Source organism: Flavobacterium sp. (genome assembly GCF_024710485.1).
Lineage (GTDB): Bacteria > Bacteroidota > Bacteroidia > Flavobacteriales > Flavobacteriaceae > Flavobacterium.
Genome location: NZ_JANJUQ010000030.1, coordinates 62,758 through 80,536 on the forward strand (window position 1 = coordinate 62,758; position 17,779 = coordinate 80,536).

The 17,779-nt window shown below is 37.5% G+C and carries 17 protein-coding genes; 7 read left to right on the forward strand and 10 right to left on the reverse strand.

All coding sequences use genetic code 11. The features are described from left to right. Window positions 1-201: 201 nt before the first annotated feature. From Q0M21_RS06970 to Q0M21_RS06980, 3 genes are read right to left on the reverse strand one after another with little or no spacing between them, the layout of a single operon-like run. Window positions 202-768, reverse strand: coding sequence for a YceI family protein (locus Q0M21_RS06970; protein WP_295336182.1), 567 nt, complete (start codon window positions 766-768; stop codon window positions 202-204). 21 nt (window positions 769-789) lie between these two features. Next, window positions 790-1,422 carry an NAD(P)H-dependent oxidoreductase gene (locus tag Q0M21_RS06975; RefSeq protein WP_295336185.1) on the reverse strand — a complete coding sequence of 211 codons (633 nt, stop codon included), beginning with the start codon at window positions 1,420-1,422 and terminating at the stop codon, window positions 790-792. A gap of 9 nt (window positions 1,423-1,431) precedes the next feature. Beyond that, complete coding sequence (locus Q0M21_RS06980) at window positions 1,432-1,890, reverse strand: MarR family transcriptional regulator (RefSeq protein ID WP_295336189.1); 459 nt, start codon at window positions 1,888-1,890, stop codon at window positions 1,432-1,434. Between the two features lie 170 nt (window positions 1,891-2,060). On the opposite strand from Q0M21_RS06980, the gene Q0M21_RS06985 reads away from it, so the two are divergent. Together Q0M21_RS06985 and Q0M21_RS06990 are read left to right on the forward strand one after the other, a co-directional pair. Continuing rightward, window positions 2,061-2,384 carry a rhodanese-like domain-containing protein gene (locus Q0M21_RS06985; protein WP_295336192.1) on the forward strand — a complete coding sequence of 108 codons (324 nt, stop codon included), beginning with the start codon at window positions 2,061-2,063 and terminating at the stop codon, window positions 2,382-2,384. 130 nt (window positions 2,385-2,514) lie between these two features. Continuing rightward, entirely contained in the window at window positions 2,515-3,174 is a 660-nt protein-coding gene (locus tag Q0M21_RS06990; RefSeq protein WP_295336194.1) for a M15 family metallopeptidase, read from the forward strand. On the opposite strand, the gene Q0M21_RS06995 is transcribed toward Q0M21_RS06990, so the two are convergent. The 7 genes from Q0M21_RS06995 to tsaD all read right to left on the reverse strand — a co-directional run bounded on the left by Q0M21_RS06995 (window position 3,171) and on the right by tsaD (window position 9,597). Further along, window positions 3,171-3,740, reverse strand: a complete 570-nt coding sequence (locus Q0M21_RS06995; protein WP_295336197.1) for a hypothetical protein — start codon at window positions 3,738-3,740, stop codon at window positions 3,171-3,173. The genes Q0M21_RS06990 and Q0M21_RS06995 overlap by 4 nt on opposite strands. A 7-nt stretch (window positions 3,741-3,747) precedes the next feature. After that, the gene (locus tag Q0M21_RS07000; RefSeq protein WP_295336200.1) at window positions 3,748-4,920 is read right to left on the reverse strand and encodes a class I SAM-dependent methyltransferase; all 1,173 of its coding nucleotides are present in this window, start codon (window positions 4,918-4,920) and stop codon (window positions 3,748-3,750) included. Between the two features lies 1 nt (window position 4,921). Further along, window positions 4,922-6,013, reverse strand: a complete 1,092-nt coding sequence (locus tag Q0M21_RS07005; RefSeq protein ID WP_295336203.1) for an AI-2E family transporter — start codon at window positions 6,011-6,013, stop codon at window positions 4,922-4,924. Between the two features lie 84 nt (window positions 6,014-6,097). Further along, window positions 6,098-7,051 carry a zinc metalloprotease gene (locus Q0M21_RS07010; protein ID WP_295336206.1) on the reverse strand — a complete coding sequence of 318 codons (954 nt, stop codon included), beginning with the start codon at window positions 7,049-7,051 and terminating at the stop codon, window positions 6,098-6,100. A gap of 153 nt (window positions 7,052-7,204) precedes the next feature. Then, window positions 7,205-7,843, reverse strand: coding sequence for a DUF4159 domain-containing protein (locus Q0M21_RS07015; RefSeq protein ID WP_295336209.1), 639 nt, complete (start codon window positions 7,841-7,843; stop codon window positions 7,205-7,207). 20 nt (window positions 7,844-7,863) lie between these two features. Further along, complete coding sequence (locus tag Q0M21_RS07020; RefSeq protein WP_295336212.1) at window positions 7,864-8,571, reverse strand: 16S rRNA (uracil(1498)-N(3))-methyltransferase; 708 nt, start codon at window positions 8,569-8,571, stop codon at window positions 7,864-7,866. 3 nt (window positions 8,572-8,574) lie between these two features. Continuing rightward, complete coding sequence (gene tsaD, locus Q0M21_RS07025) at window positions 8,575-9,597, reverse strand: tRNA (adenosine(37)-N6)-threonylcarbamoyltransferase complex transferase subunit TsaD (RefSeq protein WP_295336220.1); 1,023 nt, start codon at window positions 9,595-9,597, stop codon at window positions 8,575-8,577. 99 nt (window positions 9,598-9,696) lie between these two features. Between tsaD and Q0M21_RS07030 the strand changes: the two genes are divergently transcribed. The 5 genes from Q0M21_RS07030 to Q0M21_RS07050 all read left to right on the forward strand — a co-directional run bounded on the left by Q0M21_RS07030 (window position 9,697) and on the right by Q0M21_RS07050 (window position 17,779). After that, the gene (locus Q0M21_RS07030; protein WP_295336229.1) at window positions 9,697-14,232 is read left to right on the forward strand and encodes a translocation/assembly module TamB domain-containing protein; all 4,536 of its coding nucleotides are present in this window, start codon (window positions 9,697-9,699) and stop codon (window positions 14,230-14,232) included. Between the two features lie 140 nt (window positions 14,233-14,372). After that, window positions 14,373-15,359 carry a 6-phosphofructokinase gene (gene pfkA / locus Q0M21_RS07035; RefSeq protein ID WP_295336235.1) on the forward strand — a complete coding sequence of 329 codons (987 nt, stop codon included), beginning with the start codon at window positions 14,373-14,375 and terminating at the stop codon, window positions 15,357-15,359. A 57-nt stretch (window positions 15,360-15,416) separates the two neighbouring features. Then, complete coding sequence (gap, locus tag Q0M21_RS07040) at window positions 15,417-16,424, forward strand: type I glyceraldehyde-3-phosphate dehydrogenase (protein WP_295336238.1); 1,008 nt, start codon at window positions 15,417-15,419, stop codon at window positions 16,422-16,424. 72 nt (window positions 16,425-16,496) lie between these two features. Continuing rightward, window positions 16,497-17,348, forward strand: coding sequence for a BadF/BadG/BcrA/BcrD ATPase family protein (locus Q0M21_RS07045; RefSeq protein WP_295336240.1), 852 nt, complete (start codon window positions 16,497-16,499; stop codon window positions 17,346-17,348). Window positions 17,349-17,404: 56 nt separating this feature from the next. Next, window positions 17,405-17,779, forward strand: coding sequence for a methylglyoxal synthase (locus Q0M21_RS07050; RefSeq protein WP_295336243.1), 375 nt, complete (start codon window positions 17,405-17,407; stop codon window positions 17,777-17,779).

Below are 17,779 nucleotides of genomic sequence, written 5' to 3' on the forward strand. Positions count from 1 at the left end.
TTAGATTTTAAAATATACTCATAGCGGACTAATTCACGACGTTCGACGTAAAGTATTCCACCACCAAGTATTGTTTAAAATGTTGTTCATTTGTTATTGTTTTGAACAAAATTAGTCAAGTGCTTTTGAATTTCCAAACTAAAAATAAAAAAAACCTCGAAATTAATCGAGGTTTTGATTTCATAACAATGTTTCCCGTAATTAAAATACCAAGTTTACTTTTAATTCGAAATCATCGTAAATGGTTTTGTCTCCTAAACCTTCAAAGAAGCTTTTAGAACCGTATTTGATGTCGTATTTAGAACGGTCAACTACTAAGTTAGCAGAAGCAGAGTTTCCTTTTACGTTCAAATCGAAGTTGATTGGTTTGGTGATTCCTTTGATAGTTAAGTCGGCTGTAACACCGTAAACACCGTTTCCTTTATCAGCAATTTTAGTAAATTTTAAAGTTGCAGTTTTGAATTTGTCAGTCCCGAAGAAATCATCGGCTTTCAAGTGTCCGTCTAATTTAGCTTTCCACTCTCCGGTTAAATCGGTAGTGTTGATAGAAGTCATGTCTACTGTAAAGTTACCTCCGGCTACTTTTTTACCTTTAAAAATCAACATTCCTTCTTGGAAGTTGATAGTTCCGCTGTGTTCTCCGGTTACTTTTTTACCAACCCAGTTGATAGAACTTTTTTCCGTGTTGATTTTTTTGTTTTGAGCAGAAGCTGTTGAAACTCCTAATGCTACAAATAAGGCTAAGGCAATTGTTTTTAAATTTTTCATTGTAATAAATTTAGTTATAGATTATAAATTGATAAATAATTCTTGTTCTGATTTGCGTACCTTAGGGTAGCTTTGCGTAGCATCATCTGCGTGGCGGTAGCCGATGGTAGCGATAAGACTTGCGTTCAAGCCCATTTCATTCAAGCCTAGGATTTCATTCACTTTTTCAGGTTCGAAACCTTCCATAGGTGTAACATCAATGTTAAGCTCTGCAGCAGCATTCAAAAGGTTGCTTAAAGCAATGTAAGTTTGTTTTGAGGTCCAAATATTTCTTTGTTCTGCCGGAAGCGTAGTGATTTTTGATTTCATAAAATCACTGTAGCCTTGTAAGGTGTCAACCGGTAAACCTCGTGTTGCAGCCACACTGTTAATGTAAGCGTCAATTTCTGTGGCACCAAAGTTGGTAATGTTAGCAAATACCAATAGGTGAGAAGCTTCTGTAATTTGGGATTGTCCCCAAGCAACCGGTTGTAATTTTGCTCTCAATTCCGGATTTTCAACGAAAATAATTTTGTAGGGTTGTAAACCGTAAGAGGAAGCACTCAAACGCACGGCTTCTTTTAAGATTTTCATGTCTTCATCCGAAACTTTCTTCGAAGAATCGAACTTTTTAGTGGCATAACGCCAGTTGGCATTTTTAATAAAGTTACTCATAGCAAAGGGTTAATTAATTGTTCTGTATTTTTCTAATAAGTTATTCAAATTTTGCAATTCATCTTCAGTCAGGTTATTGGCAAAAAGTTGTTCATGGTTGTCTACTTTCGGATCTAGTTCAGTCAAAATATCCAATCCTTTTTGGGTAATTAAAACTTCTATTTTACGACGGTTATCCGGACAAACTTCACGAGTAACTAAATCTTTAAGTAATAACTTGTCAATCAATCGGGTAGTGTTGCTGTTTTTGGCCAACATACGTTCTTGTATAATGCACATATTAGCCGGATTGCCTTTTTGTCCTCTCAAAATACGCAACACATTGTATTGTTCTCCTGACAGGTCATAAGGTTTCAGAATTTCGTTGAACTTATCATTAATGACGTTTTGTGCATACATGATATTTAAAATCACCTTTTTGGCATCTTTCAACGCTACATTTGATTTTATGACTTCTTCGATTTTCATAATTACTATTACAATATTTGTAGGTACAAATGTAAAGGGTTTTTTATTTGTATATACAAATGTTTTGTTATTTTTTTGTTAATTTTTTAAAAATGCTACAGTAGTGGGCTTTTGAAAGGTTTAACGCAACATAGAAAAGCGTTATATTTGTTGAGCTAATACTTACTATTATGATCAACTTATCACAACAAGATTGGAAAGCACAATTGGAAAGAGACCCTAATGCGGTTATTTTGGATGTCAGAACACCTGAAGAATGCAATGAAGGCTACATTCCCAAAGCTATCAATATAGATATTTACAAAGGGCAGGGTTTTATTTATGCTGTGGACGAATTGGACAAATCCAAAAATTATTATGTGTATTGTAAAGCCGGTGCTCGAAGCGCGCAAGCTTGCCAAATCATGAATCAAATGGGGTTTGAAAATACCTATAATTTGGAAGGAGGTTTTATGAATTGGAAGGGAGATGTTGCTTTTTCGAATGAGGACTAACTGTTTTCCCAATTGTAAAAGAAGTCAATCTATATAAATACTTTAAAATTCCGGGAGTAGTGATGGCAAATTTATGGCTAATCATGAATTGGATTATGTTGGCAAACTTTAGCAGGGATACCATTAAATCATGAAGAAATTACTATTACTATTCTCAGTTATCATTTTAGTGTCTTGTAAATCGGCGTATTTGGATTCCAAAAAAGTTACTGTTTTATTGGATATCAATAAAGAAACTGATGACAATGCCTTTGTTAATCTGAAAAATTATAGCAACGATTTTGTGTTTGATATGAAATATGCTACAGCGGATAATTTTTTGAAAGAGAAAGTTTATCCTTGTGACGAGTGTTTCTTGAGAGTCAAAACTATAAAGTCTTTACTGCAAGCCAATCAAGCTTTTATGGCAAAGGGCTACCGAATTAAATTGTACGATTGTTACCGACCGTTAGCGATTCAAAAAAAGATGTGGAAATTAGTACCTAATCCGACTTATGTCGCCAATCCGAAAAAGGGTTCGATACACAATAAAGGAGGTGCTGTTGATATCACATTGGTTGATTCGACAGGAGCAGAGTTGAATATGGGGACAGGATTTGATTTTTTCGGTCCCGAAGCCGGACATAATTACACAGAACTTTCCGCGGAAATCTTGTCCAACCGGGAATTCTTGAAAGCGGTGATGCTGCAGTTTAATTTTAAGCCGTTCGACTCAGAATGGTGGCATTATAACCTGAATAATAGTGCCGCCGATGAAGTGTCTAATTTAAAATGGCGTTGCAACGATTAATTTTCGATGCATTTCAGATTGTTGATAAAGTAGTTTTCGGGACGGTATGTTTTTTTGTCTATTTCTGCTGTCAACTCCGTTCGGAATGGATAATCAACAGTTTCTCCTGCAAACTTTACCCGCATAAAAGTTACGGCTGAGGTTCTTAAGTCTTCAAAATTTTCTTTAGCAAACACAAAATTACCCGACATCACTCGGTTATTGATTTTGTCATCTCCTACAATCAGAGTTCCGCAAGTATCACTGCCAGCGTATAATAATGTCACAATTTTTCCATTAGCCAATTGCAAAAAAATCTTAGAACTATTGTCTAAGCAAGTTGCTTTTATGAAGTCCTGACTTCTCTGTAAAAACTGAGCTTCTAAGCTTAAAAGGCCATTGTTGTTAGACAAAGAAAAGAAGATGTTGGTTGAGTTTCCGGCAAAACTTCGTTCGAAAATAATATAGGATTTGGTAGATTTATAGGTTCCCAAACTGTCCTTAATGTCTTGGTCAATTTCACAAGGCTGTTGGGCATAAGTAGTAAAGCTAAAGAGTAATAGTAGGGCAAAAAATAATCTTTTCATAAGTCGGTTACAATTTGCTGCAAAGTAAAACTATTTTGTGATTATTTATATCGGTAGTAAAAAAACAATAACAATTTCCTCCATCTTTAATTTTCCATTTCTTGCGTATGTTTTCTACAGAATCCGGAAAATTTCTCACGGTGATATTGGCTTTTTGATTGGCCAATAGTTTCATTTCTAACTTGTGGTAGGGGATTGTTTGGTCGATTTTGAAAATCCTGCCGGGAAAGGCTATCACGGATTCAGAAGTGTATAAATGCGAATGTGGATGTAGTTTTTGTAGGTTAAACTGCATTGATATCCAATCAAATCCACCCGATTTCATAATGGCAGCATTAGGTTCATATAAATAGGCCTCGGGTTGACCATAATTGGCTGTTGCAACCGAGTTCCAAACAAAGTTGAACGTTTCGATTTTCTCTTTGGTTAAATTGACTGTAATAATTTCCGGCGCTTGATTCCATTCTTTTTCAATAATCCACAACAACTCTTTAACTTCATTTTCCAGCGCAACAATGTGTATGGATTTGACATTCTTCAATTCGATTAAACCGGCTGTTATATCAAGGATTGGTGCGGTTTTTATCATCAAATTCGAAGTAAAACGAAAGTAGTAATCAAGTTTTTCCGGTACATTCGGCAAACAATCTTTAAGCATGAATACTTTGCCTTTGGCTTCGTTTCTTCTGGAAGGATCGATGTACATCCAATCGAATTTAGTGTTTAATCTCTCCAAAGTAGCTTCACTGTCACCCGAAACACAACTGATGTTAGCAATCTTTAATTGTTCAAAATTATGACGTACAATTTCGGATAAATCCGCATCGATTTCACAGTGGATTACTTCTTTGAATTGTTTGGCGAAATAAAAATCATCTACTCCAAATCCACCGCTCAGGTCAATAAGTTTTTCGCCCGAAATCAATTCCGATTTGTATTTCGCCGTAGGCTCTGAAGATGTTTGCTCTACAGAAACTTTACTCGGATAATAGATGTTTTGGGTAGCAAACCAAGTCGGTAGTTTGCTTTCTGCCTTTTGTTTGGCTACTATTTGTTGTAAAACTAATGTCCAATTGGCTTCCGTAAAGGGATTTTTTTGCAAAGCTAACTTTGAAATGTCTACCGATATGTTTTGGTTGATGAAATCTTGCACAACCTTGGTCATTATGGCATGATCCATCCTAAATGTGTTTGGTTAGCTGTTGGATGATTTTATTTTCGGGATAAAATTCTTTGCCGAAAACTTTCAATATGGTGTACAACGGAATGGCAATAATCATTCCGATGATACCGAAAAGATAGCCTACAATGAGTACTATTAAGAAAATTTCCAACGGATGAGAACTTACGCTTTTGGAAAAAATAACGGGAGAGGTGACATTATTGTCTATCAATTGTACTATCCAAAACCCAATCATGACATAAATGGTTAACGGCAACATATGGGTTTGAAAATCACTGCCCAAATTGCCTAACATGGTTAAAATGGCCGCAACCACTGAGGCAATCAAAGGTCCGATGTAGGGCACTATATTCAAAATGGCGCATAAAAAAGCTATGACCAGCGCATTTTGCACTCCGAAAATTAAAAGGACTATGAGATATAAAACAAATACTATGGAAAGTTGAATTAATAGTCCGATAAAATAGCGCGACAGTAAGTTGTAAATCTTGTCTAAAGAATTTAAGATTTTATCCTCTTGAGCATCGGGAATCAACGCTTTAGCGCTTACAATAAAAGCAATACGGTCTTTGAGGAAGAAGAACGTAATAAACAAGACTGAAACTACGCCAATTCCAAAAGAGCTTATAGTGCCAATTATGGCGTTGAATAGGTTAGGAATAAAATTAAAATTTAATCGTGAACTGATGTCGGCTTCTTTAAAAAGTGCCTTGGAATCGATGTTATGGCTTTCTAAAAATAAGGCTATTTTATTAAGGAGTTCCAACGAATTCTTCTCTATTTCAGCAGTGTTCAGCAGTGAAAGATTGTTGCCTTGGTCGGCTATCAAAGGAACAAACATCAGTATTAAACCGAAGATCATCAATAAAAAGATCATCAAAGTGGCTATGGTTGCCATAAGATGGCTGAATTTTAATCGTCTTTTGAAAAAATCAAGTATCGGATTACCTATCAAGGTCAAAATGAAGGCAACTACCAAATAGATAATGACTGCCTGAATTTGGTACAGAAAATACAAGACCAAGGCAGCCAAAACTAGTATTCCAACACCTTTAACGATTCCCAGTGCAATTGTTTTTGAAGTGACCATGATTTTTAATTTGGTTTAAAAGTAAAAAAAAACTCGTCCGGTTACGAATAACCAAACGAGTTTTTACAATAATATAAATAAAAATTATGGCTGTGCGAAAGAGAATCTAGGACCACCTGAAACAAAGATAGCATCGATTCTTGATTTTTGACCTGCAGTAAACATGTACATACCTCTGTCGTCTGTATAATCCATGTAATTCATGGTCATTTCAACCGGAGTTCCTGAACAAGTACTGTAGTGAGGATAGGTTGGTACGCCATAGTTAGCAGTATTGTGGGTTGGTGTATCGGCAACTAAATCGCTTCCGCAAGTGGTGTCACCCCAAATGTGGCGTAAGTTCAACCAGTGTCCTACTTCGTGAGTAGCTGTTCTACCTAAATTATAAGGATAAGCCGGACCTGAATTGCTGGTTACACCCACATATTTTGAGTCAACCACTACACCGTCAGTAGCAGAGGAACCGCCCGGAAATTGCGCATAACCCAAAATTCCGCCACCTATAGTACAAACCCAAAAGTTTAATTTGGTAGTTGGCGAAGTAGGATTGATTCCTCCTTGTTTGGCCTTTTTCATAGTGTCTCTGGTTCCCCAAGAAGTTTTGGTTGTAGATTTTCTGATTACTTGGTCTAATACGAAAGTTATACCAACATTGGCTTTTACTCCTGAAAATAAAGTCGGCACTTGATTGAAATCAGCGTTGGCAGCATTGAAATCAGCATTTAATACGTCCAATTGTGATTGTAGCTGAGCATCGGAAATGTTTTCAGCAGCCGTTCTGTACAATACATTAAATACCACCGGAATCTCAATTTTTCCATTAACTAAGCGTCCTTGTTGAATGGCATTCTCAGTGAAAGCTTCAATTTCATTCATTTTGATTGCCAAGCTCGGGTTTTCTTTTAATTGTCTTTCCAATACTTCATGAGAAACACAAGTTCTTTTCGCTACTCTAGCGTTAGAATTAGTGGTTTTTTCATCGTCTTGACAAGAAAACACCAATAATAGGGCTGCTAATGATAAACAGATTTTTTTCATAATTCAATAGTAATTTGGTTAATTAGTTACTGCAATTTTATTAAATTATATTTTAATATGAAAATATTGCAACGGAAGTTTTTAATAAATAGATGAACATCACCTAATTTTAAGAATAAATAGGGCTTACTATTATAAAAAGAAAGAAAAATATTAATTCTTAAAAATATAATTTAAGATGTTAGCTCCCATTTTTAAGGCTTTTTCGCGAACTTCTTTAGGATTGTTGTGTACCTCGGGGTCTTCCCAACCGTCGCCTAAATCGCATTCGAATGTGTATAACAACACCAAACGATTGTCTACAAAAATACCGAAAGCTTGTGGTCTCTTCTTGTCGTGCTCATGAATTTTAGGTAATCCTGAGGCAAATGTGTTGGGTTTTTGAAAAATAGGATGATTGGCCGGAATTTCTATTAGGTCCTGATTGGGAAAGATCCGTTTGATTTCTCGGCGGATGTATTGGTCCATACCGTAATTGTCATCGGCGTGTAAAAAACCACCGGAAAGCAAGTAGTTTCTCAGATTCACAATTTCGGCATCGCTAAAAACTACGTTGCCGTGACCGGTCATATGCACAAAAGGATAACCAAAAATATCCGGACTTCCCGGTTCTACCGTGGCCGGTTTAGATTTGATGTTGGTGTTGATGGTTTGATTGGCGTACTTTATTAAATTGGGTAAAGAGGTAGGATTCGCATACCAATCGCCGCCGCCATTGTATTTTAACAGTGCAATTTCCTGAGCGAATCCCATGGAAGTGACCAATAAAAAAAGCAACCCTAATTTTTTCATAAAGCTGAAATCAAAAACCGTTAATCTTCATTCTTAAATACCACACTATGACAAGCCACTACAGCCGCTGTTTCTGTTCGCAATCGCGTTTGTCCCAAAGATACTGGAATAAAATGATGTTCCAGTGCCGATTGGATTTCTTTAACAGAAAAATCGCCTTCCGGACCAATCAAAATCACCACATCTTGTTGCGTTTGCAATTCATTTTTTAGTGATTTTTTATCGGTTGCTTCACAATGGGCAATGAATTTTTGTCCGCTGAATTCTTTTTTGAGGAATTCTTTAAAGCTAACAGGTTCATTCAACTTAGGCAGATAATAGTGTAATGATTGTTTCATGGCGCTTTCCAAAATCTTCTGAAATCTATCCGTTTTGATGACTTTTCGCTCTGAATGTTCGCAAATAATGGGCGTGATTTCCTGAATGCCGATTTCGGTGGCTTTTTCCAAAAACCATTCGTAGCGTTCATTCATTTTAGTAGGCGCTACTGCTAAATGCAAGTGGTGTTTCGGTGGTTCTTGACGCTCGAAAGCGTTGATTTTAACCGTGCATTTGCTGTCGGAAGCCAACGTAATTTCGGTGGTAAATAAGAAGCCTAGTCCGTTGGTTACAAACAAAATATCGCCTTCTTTTTTGCGCAAGACTTTTAGAATATGCTTGCTTTCTTCTTTGTCAAAAACAAAAGAAGTAGCGGTTTCGTTGATGCTTGGATTGTAAAATAGTTGCATGGCTTAAAATTCAATACGGGCTTTAGACACAACAGTCGAATCGGTAAATTGATCTTGTAAATATTTTTGATAACCAACAATCCCAATCATCGCGGCATTGTCCGTGGTATATTCAAATTTCGGAATGTAGGTTTTCCAACCATATTTGCCTTCAGCGGCTTTCAGCGTATTTCGAATCCCTGAGTTAGCCGAAACACCGCCGCCAATGGCGATTTGCTTTATACCGGTTTGTGCTACTGCCATCTTCAATTTGTCCATCAAAATCTCGATAATGATGTTTTGAACCGAAGCACAAATGTCGTGTTTGTTTTCTTCCACAAAATTCGGATTCGTTTGTACATTTTTCTGGATAAAGTACAAAATTTGGGTTTTCAAGCCCGAAAAGCTAAAGTCCAATCCGTCTACTTTAGGTTTGGTAAAAGCGTATTTTTTCGGATTTCCTTCTTTGGCAAATTGGTCAATCAACGGACCGCCGGGATAGGGAAGTCCTAATATTTTAGCGGTTTTATCAAAAGCTTCGCCCACGGCATCGTCGGTAGTTTCGCCTATGATGTCCATCGAAAAATAATCGTTTACTTGTACAATTTGGGTATGTCCGCCCGAAATGGTCAAGGCCAAAAACGGAAATTCGGGTTTGTCAAAACCTTCTTCGTCTATAAAATGCGCCAAAATGTGCGCTTGCATGTGATTAACAGCTATCAACGGAATGTTTAGTGCCATCGCCAACGATTTGGCAAAAGAACCGCCAACCAACAACGAACCCATCAAACCCGGACCTTGCGTAAAGGCTATGGCCGACAATTGCTCCTTACTAATACCGGCTTTTTTCAAAGCTACGTCTATCACCGGAACGATATTTTGTTGGTGTGCCCGTGAAGCCAATTCCGGTATCACGCCGCCGTATTCCTCATGTATGCTTTGTCTGGCTACTACGTTAGACAATACTTTGTTGTTGCGTAAAACCGCAGCCGCAGTGTCATCGCACGAACTTTCAATGGCCAGAATAAAAACTTCTTCAGTATGCATAAAAGGCACAAATTTTGATTTATATTTGACAAGCCTACAAAAAATCAAAAGTACTGATTTTTTGCAAAGGTAATTTTCTTTCCTAAGTCAGTACACCATTTGGAAAAAAATAAAAAAAATAGCAAGCTCATCAAAGTCAGAAAGATTGTATTGCGCACTTTAGCTGTGTTGCTGTTGCTTTTGCTATTATTAGCTTTTGCGCTTTCTCTTCCGGTGGTGCAAACCAAAATTGCCCATTACGCTACGGATAAACTCAATAAAGATTTTGGTACGAATATCAACATCGATGAAGTAGCGATTACTGTTTTCGGCGGTGTTAAGCTCAAAACCGTTTTGGTGTTAGACCATCACAAAGATACCTTGATTTACGCCGATAGGATCAAAACCAGTATTTTAGATTTTAAAAATTTAGTCGATGGTAAACTCCGATTCGGCGATTTGCGGTTTGACGCATTAACCTTGAATATTGTCAACTATAAAAAGGAAAAAGATACTAACTTAGATTTGTTTGTCGCTGCTTTTGACGATGGCAAACCGGGCTCCGGGAAGTTTTTAATGACTTCAGGTAATGTGTATGTTAAGAATTCCCATTTTACCATAACCGATTACAATAGAGCCGTTCCGAAAGATGCTGATTTTACCAAACTCAATGCGCATCTGAAACAGTTTAAAATCAAAGGACCGAATGTAACCTTTCAAATTGCCGAGATGTCGTTTCAAGACCATCGCGGATTGTGGGTAAAAAATTTGACTTCCGATTTTGGGTATACCAAGAAAAACATCAGCTTGGAAAACCTCAAGCTTAAAACCGATGAATCGTATTTGGAAGGCAAAGTAATCCTGAGTTATAGCAGAGAAAACAAAGACTTCAGCAACTTCAACAACAAAGTGGTTTTTGACATTGCCATAGACAAAGCAACTATCGCTACCAACGATATTCGTTATTTTTATGCCGAATTAGGAAAGAATAAAACCTTCTTTTTAAAATCGAAAATCAAAGGAACGCTCAACAATTTTGTAGCGACTAATTTGTATTTAAGAGACGATAAAAACTCCATTATACGTGGCGATGTCAATTTTAAAAATCTATTTCCGCGTAGTCCGGGCGAGTTTTACATGAAAGGCGATTTCGATAAAATCACCTCAAATTACAACGATTTGACGAAGTTATTGCCCAACATACTCGGCAAAAAATTACCAACGTCTTTACAAAAACTCGGGCAGTTTCAATTTACGGGTGAAGCAGAAGTCACCCAAAAACATATTGAAGCCGATTTTGTAATGAATACCGCTCTGGGTTTGGTAGAATCGAGTTTGAAAATGTCTGACATTGACAACATCGACAATGCCCAATACAAAGGCTATTTGATTTTGGACAATTTTGACATCGGCACATTAATTAACGATAAAACCGTTGGCCGAGCGAGTCTCGATTTGGATATAGAAGGCCAAGGATTTACCCAAAAATACCTCAATACTTCCTTTGTTGGGGATATTTATAAGTTGAAATTCAATAACTATAATTACAGCAATATCATAGTCGACGGGAAGTTCAAGCAACCTATATTCTCCGGTAAAGTGATTGCCAATGATCCTAATTTGTACATGGATTTCAACGGAACAGTAGATTTATCGGCCAAAGAAAACATTTATGATTTTCACAGTAAAATTGATTATGTCAACCTGGACAAACTCAACTTCCTTAAAGATTCCATTGCGGTTTTCAAAGGCGATATCGTAGTAAAAGCTACCGGGAATTCGTTTGACAACCTCAAAGGGAATTTGGTATTGAGCAATGCGTCATATCAGAACAAAAAAGACATTTATTTTGTGGACTTACTCGAAATCAATTCGAGTTTTGATGCCACCGGAGAGCGAACCATCATCATCAATTCACCCGATGCCATTCAGGGCGCAGTTGTAGGAAAGTACAAGTTTAATCAGGTGCAAAAAATGGTAGAGAATTCGTTAGGAAGTTTTTATGCCAATTATAAACCTAATAAGGTTTTACCCGGGCAATACTTGAAATTCAATTTCGACATCAACAGCAAGATTATCGAAATCTTTAATCCTGATATTTCTCTGTCTTCCGATACTCAATTAAAAGGCAATATCGGCTCCGACAGCAAGAGTTTTAACCTCGATTTTAATTCGAAACAAGTCACCGCTTATGACAATGTTTTTGACAATGTTTTGTTGCAAGTTGATAACCAAAATCCATTGTACAATGCCTACGTTCAATTGGATTCCATCAAAACGAAGCACTACAAAATCAGAGATTTCAGTATGATTAATACTTTTGCCAACGACACTTTACAATTCAGAACCGAGTTCAAAGGCGGCAAAAAAGGACTTGATTTTTACAACCTGAATTTTTACCACACCATCAACAACGAAAACCAAAATGTGGTAGGTTTTACCAAATCAGAATTACAGTTCAAAGATTACTTGTGGTATCTCAACGAAAAAGATGATTTAAAGGATAATAAAATTGTTTTCGATAAAAAGTTGACCAATTTTTCTTTCCGAGATTTGGAGCTTTCTCACGAAAATCAAACCATCAATTTTGTAGGATTGATAGCCGATAAAGTCAACAAAGACCTTCAATTGACCTTTAAAGATGTCAATTTGAATAAAGTCACGCCCGATGTCGATAAATTCCGCTTTGATGGTATTCTGGACGGCAATATCAATTTCAAACAAAACAACACGGTTTTCCAACCGACATCAACTTTACAAATCGATAGCTTATCGGTCAACGCTATTGCTTTGGGTAAACTGAATCTCAATATTTCAGGAGACGAATCGTTCAAAAAATTCTATTTGACTTCTAATTTAGAAAATGACAATTTTGATTCTTTTGAAGCCGATGGTAAACTTGAAATTGTAGACGACCAAACTTTATTGGATATCGACTTAAGTTTTGATAAATTCAATTTGGGAATTTTGAGCAAAATTGGAGGAGATGTTATTACCAATATCCGAGGGTTTGTCTCAGGAAATGCCCGAATAGACGGAAATATCAATAGTTTGGATTACAATGGTCGACTCTTCATCAACGATGCCGGGTTGACCGTTCCGTATTTGAATACTGATTACCGGTTTGTAAATAATTCCATTGTTGATGTAACCGAAAACAAATTCATCATCCGTGAAACTACAATTACCGATACTCAATTTGATACACAAGGTAGTTTGAGCGGTTTTATCAAACACAAGCAATTCGGCGATTGGCAATTGGATTTAGCTATCAATTCCAATCGATTGTTAGCGCTGAACACCAAAGACCATGAAGACGCGGCTTATTTCGGTCAGGCATTTATGAATGGTTCGGCTGCTATCAAAGGACCAACCGAAAGCTTAATGATTACCGTAAATGCTGAATCGGCTAAAGGAACTGATGTTAAAATTCCGATTAACGAAGCCGAATCCGTGGAAGAAAATAGCTTTATCCATTTTAAAACTCCGGCGGAAAAAAGTAAAAATGGCAAAGACAAATTGGTGCAAAATAAAAAGTATAACGGACTCGAATTGGACTTCAATTTTGAGATTACTAAAGATGCAGATATTGAAGTAATTTTGGATCGCGACTCCGGTCACGGGATGAAAGGGAATGGATACGGAACTTTGTTATTCCGAATTAATACTTTGGGTAAATTTGAAATGTTCGGAGATTTTATTGCATTGGAAGGTTCGTACAACTTTAAATATGGCGGTTTAATTGATAAAAAATTCGAAGTTAAAAAAGGCGGTTCCATCATTTGGTCTGGCGATCCTATGGCAGCCATCCTCAATTTGGAAGCGGTTTATGTGACTACCGCAAATCCGGCTGTTTTGATTGACAATCCATCGTTTAACAAAAAAATTGATGTGGAAGTGATTATTGGTGTCAAAGGAAATTTAACCAGTCCGGAGCCTGATTTTAATATCAATTTTCCTAACGTAAGCAGTTCGCTTAAATCTGAAATCCAATACCAATTAGACGATAAAGACAAGCGTCAAACACAAGCCTTATATTTATTATCCACCGGTAGTTTTTTAAGTCAGGAAGGTGTTAATCAAAGTCAGTTGTCTAATAATTTATATGAAAAAGCGAGTAGTCTTTTTAAAGATATTTTCTCCGGAGATAATGACAAGATTTCCATTGCACCCGAATATGTTGTGGCCGACAGAACGGCTACCGGACAGCAAACCGATGGTAGAATTGGGGTGACGGTTTCTTCTAAAATCAACGACCGAATCACGGTAAACGGTAAAGTGGGTGTTCCGGTAGGCGGTATATCCGAAACCGCTATTGTAGGCGATGTGGAAGTACAATATCGCGTAAACGAAGACGGAACGTTGAACCTAAGAGTTTTTAATCGTGAAAATGACATTACTTATATAGGTCAAGGTATAGGTTATACTCAGGGTATCGGAATGTCATACGAAGTCGATTTTGATACCATGAAAGAACTCATCAACAAAATCTTCAAAAACGCCAAACTGGACAGAATCAAAACAGCAAATCATGACGACCATGATTCGGAGATGTTTCCGGACGGCATGAATATGAAGCCCAAAAAAGCCGAAGAAAAAGACAAAAAGAAGCCTGAAATAGACCCAAATAAAGAGGCAGTTCCCACAGAAGATTAGCTTTTCACTTTCTTTTCACTTTCCCAAATAAAAAACTTATCAACGAAAACGATTGAATTTCTCCCTTATTATTAATATCTTGATAATAGGGGTGAAAAACTACTGGCTCTTTGCTAAATTTACATTTTAATATATAAAATATGTCGAAAAATATAAAAAAAATAGGTGTGCTTACATCAGGAGGTGATTCTCCGGGAATGAATGCTGCTATTCGATCTGTTGTCAGAACTTGTGCTTACCATAATGTTGAATGTATAGGCATTTACAGAGGTTACCAAGGTATGATTGAAGGCGACTTTAAAGAAATGGGACCGCGAAGTGTAAACAATATAGTGAACAAAGGCGGAACTATATTAAAATCGGCACGTTCCAAGGATTTCATGACAGTTGAAGGTCGCCAAAAAGCCTATCAAAATTTAAAAAACGCCGGAGTAGACGGTTTAGTAGTAATCGGTGGAGACGGTTCGTTTACCGGAGCAGAAGTTTTTAATCATGAATTTGATTTTCCGGTGATGGGTATTCCCGGGACTATTGATAACGATATTTTCGGAACCAGTCATACTCTAGGATATGACACCGCTTTAAATACAGTAGTGGAAGTCATAGATAAAATCAGAGACACTGCAAGTTCTCACAATCGTTTGTTCTTTGTGGAAGTAATGGGTCGCGATGCCGGCCACATTGCCTTGAACGCCGGAATTGGAGCAGGAGCGGAAGAAATTTTAATTCCTGAGGAAGATTTAGGTTTGGAACGATTGCTCGAATCGCTCAAGAAAAGTAAAGCTTCCGGCAAATCATCCAGTATTGTAGTCATTGCAGAAGGTGATAAAATCGGTAAAAACGTATTCGAACTCAAAGACTATGTAGAAGCTAACTTACCTGAATACGACGTAAGAGTTTCTGTTTTAGGACACATGCAACGCGGTGGTGCGCCTTCGTGTTTTGATCGTGTTTTAGCTTCTCGTTTGGGGGTTAAAGCCGTAGAATCGTTATTGGAAGGAAAAACCAATTTTATGGTAGGATTGATAGCCGATAAAGTAGCCTTAACGCCCTTAGAGCAAGCCATCAAAGGTCATTCGGAAATCGACAGAGAATTGTTGAGAGTGTCCGATATCATGACTACATAGTCAATAATGATGTCAATAATTAATAACAATAATAATTTAATCAGAAATACAGATAAAATGTCAAAAGTAAAATTAGGAATTAACGGTTTCGGAAGAATTGGAAGGATTGTTTTCAGAGAAACTTTTAACAGAGATAATGTAGAAGTTGTAGCCATCAACGATTTATTAGATGTAGATCATTTGGCTTATTTGTTAAAATACGATTCGGTTCACGGTCGTTTCAACGGAAAAGTAGAAGTTAAAGACGGTAAATTGTATGTAAACGATAAATTCATCCGTGTTACTGCCGAAAGAGACCCGAAATTAATCCAATGGGATGATGCTGCTGTCGATGTGGATGTAGTGGCAGAGTGTACCGGAATTTTCACTACTTTGGAAACAGCTCAGGCACACATCGCCGGTGGTGCCAAGAAAGTAGTGATTTCTGCGCCGTCAGCCGATGCTCCGATGTTTGTTATGGGAGTAAACCACCACGAAGTTAAACCAACTGACACTATAGTTTCCAATGCGTCTTGTACTACCAACTGTTTGGCGCCTTTAGCCAAAGTAATCAACGATAATTTTGGGATTGTAGAAGGGTTGATGACAACGGTTCATGCTTCAACAGCCACTCAAATGGTTGCTGACGGGCCTTCTAAGAAAGATTGGAGAGGCGGACGTGCTGCCAGCGTAAACATCATTCCGTCATCTACCGGAGCGGCTAAAGCGGTTGGAAAAGTAATCCCGTCGTTAAACGGAAAATTAACCGGAATGTCATTCCGTGTGCCAACAGTTGACGTTTCTGTGGTAGATTTAACCGTTAAATTAGCCAAAGAAACCAGCTATGATGACATCATGGCGGTGTTGAAAAAAGCTTCAGAAAATGAAATGAAAGGCATTTTAGGCTTTACCGAAGATGACGTTGTTTCACAAGATTTTGTTGGCGATACCAGAACTTCTATCGTAGATGCTAAAGCCGGAATCGGTTTGAACTCAACGTTCTTCAAATTGGTTTCTTGGTACGATAACGAATACGGTTATTCCAGTAAATTAATCGATTTATCGGTGCATATTGCGAACTTATAATTGTTTCAAAATCCCGTCTGTTTTCCAATGGACGGGGTTTTTATTTTTACAAACAACTAAACCAAACCCATAATGAAATTACTAGTTGACAGCGGTTCCACCAAAGCCGATTGGATAGCCATTGACGATAACGGAAAGGTACTTTTTACCACGCAATCTTTAGGGTTAAATCCTGAGGTGCTGAACGAAGAAGAAATCATCCATCGCTTAGACGATAAATTCGATATCGAACACAATAAGGACAAAGCCACACATTTGTTTTTTTACGGCGCCGGTTGTGGTACCGATCGAATGAAAAACTTTTTGACCGATGTTTTTCAAAGATATTTTAAAAATGCTGTTGTTTCAGTGCATGAAGATACTTATGCAGCAGTATACGCTACTACGCCGAAAGATGAAGAAGCTATCGTTTGTATTTTAGGAACCGGATCTAACTGCAGTTATTTTGACGGCAAAGTGTTGCATCAAAAAGTCCAGTCTTTAGGCTATATAGCTATGGATGACTGCTCCGGAAATCGCTTCGGGCGCCATTTGATTCGGGGGTATTACTTCGGAAAAATGCCGGCCGATTTAGCCAAAGAGTTTGAAGAAGAATACAATGTCGATCCGGATTACATCAAATCCAATTTGTACAAAGAGCCAAATCCAAACGCGTATTTAGCCACTTTTGCCAAGTTTTTAATCAAACACAAAGACACTGAGTTTTGTCAAAAATTCATCAAAGCAGAAATGACTGATTTTGTGGAGAATTATATCATGCAGTTTGATAATTGTACCAAAGTACCGGTGCATTTTGTAGGTTCGATTGCGTTTTATTTGAAAGACGAATTGGAGCAAGTACTCAATAGCTACGGCATCAAAATTGGAAATGTATTGCGCCGTCCTATAGACGGATTAATTGCATATCATATTCTGAATAAATAATCATTTTAAAGTCCCGATTCGTCGGGATTTTTTATTTTTACTGAAAAACTATTCTCATGGAAATCGCCATTATTGCTCATAACGGTAAAAAAGCCGATATGGTGCAGTTTATCAACAAGAACAAACATATACTGGAGAAAGAAAATATCAAGCTCATTGCCACCGGAACTACCGGCAGTAAAGTAGAAGCGGTGGGTATTAAAGTTAAAAAGATGTTGTCCGGACCTTTAGGCGGCGATGCTCAAATTGCGGCACGTGTGGCCGAAGGCAAAACCAAAATGGTCTTATTCTTCAAAGATCCGAATTCAAGTCATCCGCACGAACCTGACATCAATATGCTCATCAGAATTTGCGATGTGCATAACATCCCTTTGGCCACGAACGAGGCTACAGCTCAGCTGTTGTTGTTGGGATTGGATGAAATGAAGTAA

Coding starts and splice junctions, on each gene's coding strand:
- Q0M21_RS06970 (WP_295336182.1), bottom strand. CDS start 768: ATGAAAAATTTAAAAACAATTGCCTTAGCCTTATTTGTAGCATTAGGA.
- Q0M21_RS06975 (WP_295336185.1), bottom strand. CDS start 1,422: ATGAGTAACTTTATTAAAAATGCCAACTGGCGTTATGCCACTAAAAAG.
- Q0M21_RS06980 (WP_295336189.1), bottom strand. CDS start 1,890: ATGAAAATCGAAGAAGTCATAAAATCAAATGTAGCGTTGAAAGATGCC.
- Q0M21_RS06985 (WP_295336192.1), top strand. CDS start 2,061: ATGATCAACTTATCACAACAAGATTGGAAAGCACAATTGGAAAGAGAC.
- Q0M21_RS06990 (WP_295336194.1), top strand. CDS start 2,515: ATGAAGAAATTACTATTACTATTCTCAGTTATCATTTTAGTGTCTTGT.
- Q0M21_RS06995 (WP_295336197.1), bottom strand. CDS start 3,740: ATGAAAAGATTATTTTTTGCCCTACTATTACTCTTTAGCTTTACTACT.
- Q0M21_RS07000 (WP_295336200.1), bottom strand. CDS start 4,920: ATGGATCATGCCATAATGACCAAGGTTGTGCAAGATTTCATCAACCAA.
- Q0M21_RS07005 (WP_295336203.1), bottom strand. CDS start 6,013: ATGGTCACTTCAAAAACAATTGCACTGGGAATCGTTAAAGGTGTTGGA.
- Q0M21_RS07010 (WP_295336206.1), bottom strand. CDS start 7,051: ATGAAAAAAATCTGTTTATCATTAGCAGCCCTATTATTGGTGTTTTCT.
- Q0M21_RS07015 (WP_295336209.1), bottom strand. CDS start 7,843: ATGAAAAAATTAGGGTTGCTTTTTTTATTGGTCACTTCCATGGGATTC.
- Q0M21_RS07020 (WP_295336212.1), bottom strand. CDS start 8,571: ATGCAACTATTTTACAATCCAAGCATCAACGAAACCGCTACTTCTTTT.
- tsaD (WP_295336220.1), bottom strand. CDS start 9,597: ATGCATACTGAAGAAGTTTTTATTCTGGCCATTGAAAGTTCGTGCGAT.
- pfkA (WP_295336235.1), top strand. CDS start 14,373: ATGTCGAAAAATATAAAAAAAATAGGTGTGCTTACATCAGGAGGTGAT.
- gap (WP_295336238.1), top strand. CDS start 15,417: ATGTCAAAAGTAAAATTAGGAATTAACGGTTTCGGAAGAATTGGAAGG.
- Q0M21_RS07045 (WP_295336240.1), top strand. CDS start 16,497: ATGAAATTACTAGTTGACAGCGGTTCCACCAAAGCCGATTGGATAGCC.
- Q0M21_RS07050 (WP_295336243.1), top strand. CDS start 17,405: ATGGAAATCGCCATTATTGCTCATAACGGTAAAAAAGCCGATATGGTG.